The organism is Bacteroidota bacterium (genome assembly GCA_038746285.1).
In the GTDB taxonomy this organism is placed as follows: Bacteria; Bacteroidota; Rhodothermia; order Rhodothermales; family JANQRZ01; genus JANQRZ01.
In genome coordinates, this window is sequence record JBCDKT010000097.1 from 1 (window position 1) to 5,362 (window position 5,362).

4 protein-coding genes are annotated in these 5,362 nt (G+C 68.4%); all 4 read right to left on the bottom strand.

Annotation, left to right across the window (positions count from 1 at the left end):
• Positions 1 to 317: 317 nt before the first annotated feature.
• The 4 genes from AAGI91_17400 to AAGI91_17415 all read right to left on the bottom strand — a co-directional run bounded on the left by AAGI91_17400 (position 318) and on the right by AAGI91_17415 (position 5,169).
• Complete coding sequence (locus AAGI91_17400; GenBank protein MEM1044388.1) at positions 318 to 2,315, bottom strand: dehydrogenase E1 component subunit alpha/beta; 1,998 nt, start codon at positions 2,313 to 2,315, stop codon at positions 318 to 320.
• 89 nt (positions 2,316 to 2,404) lie between these two features.
• Positions 2,405 to 3,025 carry a thioredoxin family protein gene (locus AAGI91_17405; protein MEM1044389.1) on the bottom strand — a complete coding sequence of 207 codons (621 nt, stop codon included), beginning with the start codon at positions 3,023 to 3,025 and terminating at the stop codon, positions 2,405 to 2,407.
• The gene (locus AAGI91_17410; protein ID MEM1044390.1) at positions 3,022 to 3,549 is read right to left on the bottom strand and encodes a TlpA disulfide reductase family protein; all 528 of its coding nucleotides are present in this window, start codon (positions 3,547 to 3,549) and stop codon (positions 3,022 to 3,024) included. Before AAGI91_17410 ends, AAGI91_17405 begins: the two co-directional genes overlap by 4 nt.
• A gap of 36 nt (positions 3,550 to 3,585) precedes the next feature.
• Positions 3,586 to 5,169 (bottom strand): M14 family metallopeptidase, encoded by a 1,584-nt coding sequence (locus AAGI91_17415; protein MEM1044391.1) that lies wholly within the window; start codon positions 5,167 to 5,169, stop codon positions 3,586 to 3,588.
• Positions 5,170 to 5,362: the final 193 nt, after the last annotated feature.

Here is a 5,362-nt window from a genome sequence, read left to right on the forward strand (position 1 = left end):
CGCCCGCGGGCGGACGCCGGCTGTCTGCGGTCCGTCAGGCGGGGCGTGGGCGTTTTGTGCGTGGGGCGGCTGGGCGGCGGGGCGGATGGCGGGTTGGCGGTATGGGGGTATGGGGGCATGGGCGGATGGGCGGATGGGCGGATGGGCGGATGGGCGGATGGGCGAAGATCGCTGGCGCAGAGCGCGGCGGCCTCGGTAGTTTTTGTGGTTTTTCTTGCCTCCCACACTCCCACACTCCCACACTCCCACACTCCCACACTCCCACACTCCCACACTCCCACACTCCCACACTCCCACACTCCCACACTCCCACACGCTCAGTACGCCAGCACGCGCTCGACGGCGGCGCGCAGCTTCCCGCTCGCCGAGTAGATCTCGCGCTCCAGTCCCTTCGAGAACGGAATCGGCAGGTCCTCCGAGGCAACCCTCGCGGGCGGCGCGTCGAGGTGCTCGAAGCCTTCTTCGATGAGTTGCGCCGCGACCTCGGCCCCGAACCCGGCCGTGCGCTGCGCCTCGTGGAGCACGACGAGCCGGTTGGTCTTGGCAAGCGAGCGCAGCACCGCCTGCCGGTCCCACGGCACGAGGGTGCGGAGGTCCACGACTTCGATCTCGCTCCCACGCCCGGCCCAATGTTCGGCCTCCTCCAGCGCCCACTGCACGCCGACGCCCCAGGTGACGAGCGTGAGGTCGGCACCCGGGCGCACGACGTTCGCTTCGCCGAGAGCAATCGTGTACGCCGCGTCCGGCACGTCGCCCTTGAGCGAGCGGTAGAGGTGCTTGTGCTCGAAGAACAGCACCGGGTTGGGGTCCTCGATGGCGGCCAGCAGCAGGCCCTTCGCGTCGGCAGGGGTCGCGGGGATGACAACTTTGAGGCCAGGCGCGTGGGCGAACCACGCTTCGGGACTCTGCGAGTGAAATGGTCCCGCCCCGATTCCGCCGCCGAACGGGGCGCGGATCGTGACGTTCAGCGGCTCGCCCCAGCGGTAGTGCGTCGTGCCGAGGTTGTTGACGATCTGGTTGAACCCGCAGGTGATGAAGTCGGCGTACTGCATCTCGACGACCGGGCGGAAGCCTTCGAGCGCGAGGCCCATCGCGCAGCCGAGCGCCCCGCTCTCGATGATCGGCGTGTTGCGCACGCGGGCGCGTCCGAACTCTTCGACGAAGCCCTGGGTGACTTTAAACACGCCGCCGTACTCGGCCACGTCCTGCCCCATCACGAGGACGCGCTCGTCGGCGTCGAGGGCGTGCCGGAGGCCGTCCTGGACGGCATCGATGAACCGCTTTTCCGAGACGGACCCGCCGGGCGCGCTCGTCGTGGCCGGCGACGGGGCGAAGAGTGCGGCGCCCTCGGCGTCGAGCGTGCTCTCGACCTCGGGCTGAAGAATCGCCCACTCGGCGACCTCCTCGATCTCGGCCGCGAGCGCGGCGTCGGTCTCGACTACTTGCTTCTCCGAAAGCCAGCCTTCGGTGAGTGCTCTGGTTTTGTACTGCTCAATCGGGTCCCGGTCGGCCCAGGCGTCGAACAGCGCCTCGGGGACGTACTTCGTCCCGCTCGCCTCCTCGTGCCCGCGCATCCTGAAGGTCTTCATCTCCAAGAGCGTCGGCCCGGCCCCAGCCCGCGCCCGGTCGGCGGCGCGCCCGACGGCGTCGATGACGCCGAGCACGTCGTTGCCGTCGACGACCTCGCCCGCCATCGCGTAGCCCGCCGCGGCGTCGGCGATGTCCTCGACCGCCATCGCGTCGCGCGTCGGCGTCGAGAGGCCGTACTGGTTGTTCTCGACGACGAACAGCACCGGCAGCGACCAGGTGGCGGCGAGGTTGAGCGCCTCGTGGAAGTCACCCTCCCGCGTCGCCCCCTCGCCGACGAACGCGCAGGCCACGAAGTCGTCGCCCTTGAGCTGCGACGCGAGGCCGAAGCCGGTGGCGACGGGCAGCATCGCCGCCAGGTGCGAGATCATGCCGACGATCCGGTGCTCCATCGTCCCGAAGTGGAAGGTCCGGTCGCGCCCGTTCGTGAAGCCGCCTTGCTTGCCCATGAGCTGGCAGAAGAGCGGGCGGAGCGGCAGCCCGCGCGTCGTCCACACGCCGAGGTTGCGGTGCATCGGGAGGATCACGTCGCGCTCGCGGAGCGCCCACACGCAGCCGACGGCAATGGCTTCTTGCCCGTAGCCTGAGAACCACTTCGAGATCCGGTTCTGCCGGATGAGGCGGAGCATTTTGTCCTCGACCGTACGCGGAAGCTGGAGGGCGCGGTAGAGCGCCGCGTGGTCGAGCGTGGCCTCAGCGGGCACCGGGACCGCCGTAGAGTCAGGCATGGAAGCAGGCTTTGGGAGAGCGCGGAAAATACCACGCCCAGCGGCGCACGAAGCACCGCCGGGCGAATTGTATCGGTGGCCCGCTGAGCCTAGTAAAACTTGATCGTGCAGCCAAAGGCGTTGGTCTTCTGGACCGTGATCTCGGTCCCGGCGATGAGTTGGTTCATCGCGTCGCGGAAGAACTCCTCCTCCACCCCGCTCGGGTCCGACGGGCTGTCGTCGACGGTGCCTTCGTAGACGAGCGTCTGGCTGGTGTCGAACAGGAACACCTGCGGCGTGCGCGAGGCCCCGAACGCCTTCGCCGCTTCCGAGCCTTCGTCCACGAGGTACGGGAAGCCGTAGCCGTTCTGGCTCGCCAGGGTCTGCATCGCGGCGAAGCTCTCCTCGGGATAGGCCCCCGGATCGTTGGCGTTGACGAGGACGAAGCCGACGCCCGCGGCCTCGTACTCGTCGGCGAGGGCGCGCACGCGCTCGTCGTACTTCGCCACCCACGGGCAGGTGTTGGACCAGAAGACGACCGCGAGGCCCTGGTCCCCCATCGCCTGGCCGAGCGTCATGGCGGCACCGCCGGTGCCCTGCATCGAGCGATCGGCCGCCGGGAGGGCCGTCCCGATGTCGAGCGGCTGGGCGGTCTGCGCCGAGGCCGCCTGGACGACCAGGACGGCGAGCGCGAAAGCAGTGGCGCGGCGGAGGAGCGGTTGGAACGTCATGGCGAAGAGGCGTTGGTGGAGAGGGGGTCGGTGCGGACGGTGCGGACGCGCTCGGCGAGTTGGTCGTAGGTCACGAGGCCTTCCCAGAAGGCGAGGCGCTTCCCGGTGCGGTCGTAGAGGGCCGTGGCCGGAATCGCACCGGACCACTCGGGGTTGATCGCGCTGATGAACGGGCCGTCTTTGCCGTCCTTGACGAAGGTCGTGCCCGCGACGTCGTGATCGCGCAGGAACTCGGCGGCGTGCGGGAGGTCCTCCTCGAAGTCGATGGAGACGAACCGGACCTGGGCCTCGCGCGGGTCGGTCTCCTCGGCGAAGCGGATGAACTCGGGGAACTCCGCCCGGCACGGGAGGCACCACGACGCCCAGAAGTTGACCACGACGATCTCCGAGTCGATGGCGCGGACCTCGTCGATCAGCTCCTCGGCCGAGACCGGCTCGATGATGAGGTCGCCCGGTGCTTCCTGGCCGGTGCACGCGGCGAGGACGAGCGCGGAGGCGAGCAGAAAGAGAAAACGAGTAGTCATGCGGCTGGTACGCAGGGGGGAAACGGGGAGTTCGCATCAACGAGCGATCCCTGTGTGAACCCTATAGTTCATGATCCGGCGGATCGGATAAGTCTCTCCGGACTCTATGATGCCCCAACTGGCAAACCCGTCATCGGAGCGTGGTTCGAGAAGCGTAAACACGAGGCGGCCTAGTGGCTGCGCTGTAAACACCATCACGAGATCGCCCGACTCGATCAAGACATCTTCTGTCCGGTAACGGCCGAACAACTCGCGCTCGTACCGGTCCTGAAACGGCCGCTCGGCAACGCGTACGCTGTCGATATAGAATGTCTCCACACGCGCCGGCACTGTGGCGTCTTCAGGTTTGACGTAGAGAACACCGTGTGCGTCGAGACGGTCCAGTACGTTTGTGAGCGAGTCGGGAACGAGGTAGCCGGCTGGAACGACTTCCGGCTCGGTACCGCTGAAACGACCGTACACGGTCATCTCGGTCGGCGCCTGCGTGTCGGTGCGGCGGAGCATCGGCTCGCCGGTGTGGGGGTTTGCTTCCTCCACGACCTCACCGAGCAGGATCGTTCCGGGCTCTGGATCGGCCTCCCACGTCCGCGCCGCGCGGAGGAAGAGGCTGTCCCCGACAACGGATGCCGCCTCGGCCCGCTCGACCGCCCGGCGGACCTGCGACGCGTGCCCGTGCGCCCAGTCGAGCGTCTCGGTCACGAACCGGAGCGTGGCGATGACGCGGTCCTCGAAGGTCGCGTAGCTGTAGGCCTCGCTGAGGATCGCCACCCGGTTCCGCAGCCCGGCGTAGTTAGTCCCGAAGCGCGGGCGCGGGTCGAACGTCGCCCAGCCGCGCGGCAGACCCCACTCGGGCTTGTCGTTCCCGTAGTACGCGAGGTCCCAGCCGTACTTCGTTTTATAGCTCTGCGTTACGTCCGGCAACCACACCTCGCGCAGGAGGCTGTCGATGGCGGCCGGCGTGTTCGGGTGCAGCGGCGGCGCGTAGGTGAGGTGGTATCCGTGTACCGTCCCGTTCGTCGTGTGGAGGTCGATCACGACGTGCGGGTCCATCATGGTCATAAACCCCACAAGCGCACGGCTCTCCGGCGCGTCGAGCTTGACGAAGTCCCGGTTGAGGTCGAGGCCCTGCGCGTTCGGGCGCTGGCCCATCCCGTCGACTGGCCCGTGCTGAAAGGGGCGGTTTGAGGGATCGAAGCGCTCGTTGCCGTCGGCGTTGTAGATCGGGGCGACGAGAAGCGCGAGCGAGTCGGCCCAGGCGGCGTGGCCGCCGGTAGCAAGGTCGCGGAGCAGCATCAGCGCAGCCTCCTTCCCGGCCACCTCGCCCGCGTGGATGTTCGCCACGATGAGCACGCGCAGCTTGTCCGTCCCCCGCACAGCCCCGGCGTTGGCCCCGGCGGCACCCCACACGACGAGCGGGAGGTCGCGGCCCTCGACACTCGTCCCAAACGTCGTCGGGTAGAACCCCGGCTCGGCCCCGATGGCCTCGACGAACGCCGTCACGTCGGCGTGGGTCGAGGTCGCGCGGTAGTCCGACGCCTCGGCACGGGTGCGGAGCGTGTCGGGCTGGGCGGCCAGCGGCGCAGCAGCGAGCAGGCAGGCGAGGAGAAAGCGGCGAGGCATCGACGGGCGGATGGGGCGGCAGACCAAACTACGGGTGCCCACGTTGAGGGAGTTAGAAACTGTTTGGGGAAGGAGCGGGAAGCCGAGACCGAGCGAGGCCGAACGCCGCAAGAAGCGCGAATGCGAAGCATCGAGGAGCGTAGCGACTCCACCAGGCGATGCAGAGGCATCGGCGATGGAGCGCGACGCCGCA